3 protein-coding genes are annotated in these 2,275 nt (G+C 64.6%); 2 read left to right on the forward strand and 1 reads right to left on the reverse strand.

Going from position 1 to position 2,275, the window contains the following annotated elements:
- Positions 1 to 319, reverse strand: a 319-nt coding sequence (locus tag EN742_RS32325; RefSeq protein WP_189375698.1) for an FAD binding domain-containing protein, incomplete at its 3' end; no start/stop codon positions are given.
- A 356-nt stretch (positions 320 to 675) separates the two neighbouring features.
- On the opposite strand from EN742_RS32325, the gene EN742_RS32330 reads away from it, so the two are divergent.
- Both EN742_RS32330 and EN742_RS32335 read left to right on the forward strand, forming a co-directional pair.
- On the forward strand, positions 676 to 1,044 hold the full coding sequence (locus EN742_RS32330; RefSeq protein WP_245492448.1) for a hypothetical protein: 369 nt from the start codon (positions 676 to 678) through the stop codon (positions 1,042 to 1,044).
- A gap of 92 nt (positions 1,045 to 1,136) precedes the next feature.
- Positions 1,137 to 2,275: amidohydrolase (locus EN742_RS32335; RefSeq protein WP_128333745.1), on the forward strand; the 1,139-nt coding region annotated here is incomplete at its 3' end.

The raw sequence follows: 2,275 nt of genomic DNA on the forward strand, positions 1-2,275 counted from the left end.
TGGTGCAGCGTCCCTGCACCTGCTTGGAGCCGATCAGCTTCGCCGCCTCGACGACGCCCGGCCACGCCTTCTTCAAGGAAGCGCTCTCGCCCAGCACGGCGCAGGGGACGGCGGCTCCGATGCTGAAGCCTTCTGCGGTTTCGCGGATCTCGCTCAGGCCCTCAATGGCCTTGATGTCGACGATCAGGTCGGGTTCGATGAAGCCGCCCTTCATCCTCACCAGCAGGTCGCTGCCTCCGGCGAGGATGGCGGCCGTGCCGGCCGACCCGGCCAATTGGCCAACGGCATCTTCGATTGAATGCGGACGTATGTAGCGCATCGTCTCCTCATGGTTATCGCAATCTTGTCGACCGTTATAAAGGGTCTCCTCATAATGGCCATCCTCTTCCGCATCGGTGGCGATTGGGCCAAGGCGAGGCAAAATGCAGTCCCACCGGCGCACGCCGGTTCGGCTGACCGTCGGCCGCCCGGAATTGCGTCAAACAAAGGGTAAGCGGCTCGGCGTTGCCGCGAAACGATGAACCGCCGCAGGGGCTTGACCCGACGATCGCTCGCGTGAAACCTCTCCGGTCAAGGGAGAAGTTTCCATGCGACATCTTTTGGTTGTCCTCACCGCCTTGATCCTCGCGACAGCAGCGCAGGCGAGTACGATTTACTACGGCGCCAGGGTGGGAAATGGAACTTACCATCGTGAAAAAGACGGGCATCGGCTCCACGCACGCCAGCATCCTGGCTAAACACGACAGGCAGAAGGCGGGCGCCTACTGCCGCGAATATGGCCACGATTTCTCCAAGGATTGCATCGACGCGGAAATGAAGTCGCCTCTGCACTTCGAGATCACCGCCAACTGCAAGACCGGCAAGTTCACCACCTTCTATGGCGCCAGCATGCTGTTCCAGGGCCGCAACAAGGGCACCGATGTGACGACGGACTATCTGATCACATCGATTGATGACAATGTGGTGCTCGATGGCTCCGGCGCTTCCGGCTACGACTATACGCTGGAGCAGTTCAAGGCGCTGTGCCCCAACCGCGTGAAGTAGGGCCGGTGGCCTGGCCCGCCCGAGCCCGGAACCTGGACCGTGGCGGGCACGGCCATTTGTGGCTAGCAAGTCGTCATCGGAGGCCAAGAAGCATGACCCTGACCAATCAGGATATTGTCGAGCTGACCGCGTGGCGGCGCAAGCTGCACCGGCAGCCGGAGATTTCGAATGAGGAGGAGAAAACGGCAACGGAAGTCGTTTCCTTCCTCGCCGATACGGGGCCGGACAGAGTGCTCACCGGACTGGGCGGGCACGGCGTTGCGGCGGTCTACGACAGCGGCCGAGCCGGCCCGACCGTACTGTTCCGCTCGGAACTCGACGCGTTGCCGATCGAGGAACTCTCCGGCGTGCCGCATGCCTCGCAGGTGCCGGGCAAGTCGCATATGTGCGGCCATGACGGGCACACCGCGATCCTGGCCGCGCTCGGCCGTCAGCTCGGGCGTGAGCGGCCGGCTAGCGGCCGCGTCGTTCTGATGTTCCAGCCGGCGGAAGAAACCGGTAATGGCGCGGCCGGCGTCGTCGCCGATCCGCGCTTCAGCGAGATCACCCCGGATTTCGCCTTCTCGCTGCACAATCTGCCCGGCGTGCCGTTCGGCGAGGTGCGGCTGAAGAGCGGCGTGGTCAACTGCGCCTCGCGCGGCATGCGCATCGTGCTGGAGGGCAAGACCGCGCATTCGTCGATGCCCGAGACCGGCATCTCGCCGATGCTGGCGATCAGTGAGCTGATGCCGGCGCTGCCGGCGCTCGGGCGCGGCAGCTTCGCCGACGACGACTTCTCAATGGTGACCGTCACCCATGCCGAGATGGGCGAAGCCGTGTTCGGCATCGCGCCCGCCCATGCTGAGGTCTGGGCGACGCTGCGCACCCGGCGCGACGAGCGCATGGCGGATCTCTGCGCCGCCGCTCAAGCGCTGGCCGCGGAAATCGCCGGCCGGCATGGCCTGGCCTTAAGCTCCGACTATCACGAGATCTTCGTCGCCAGTGTCAACGCGCCGGACGCGGTGGCGCACCTGCGCCGCGCGCTCGATGAAGAAAGCGTCGTCCACGGCGAGGAAGCCCTGCCAATGCGGGCCTCGGAGGATTTCGGCCTGTTCGGCCACAGCGCCAAGTCGGCGATGTTCTTCCTCGGCGCCGGCGAGCGCTATCCGGCGCTGCACAATCCGGACTATGATTTTCCGGACGACCTGATCCCGATCGGGTCGAGGATCTTCATGCGCACGGCGCGCAACTT

Origin of the sequence: Mesorhizobium sp. M4A.F.Ca.ET.020.02.1.1, from assembly GCF_004022645.1 — a bacterium.
In the GTDB taxonomy this organism is placed as follows: domain Bacteria; phylum Pseudomonadota; class Alphaproteobacteria; order Rhizobiales; family Rhizobiaceae; genus Mesorhizobium.

Bases quoted from the DNA above. Each gene is read 5' to 3' on its own strand.
- EN742_RS32330 (WP_245492448.1), top strand. From the start codon at position 676: ATGGAACTTACCATCGTGAAAAAGACGGGCATCGGCTCCACGCACGCC.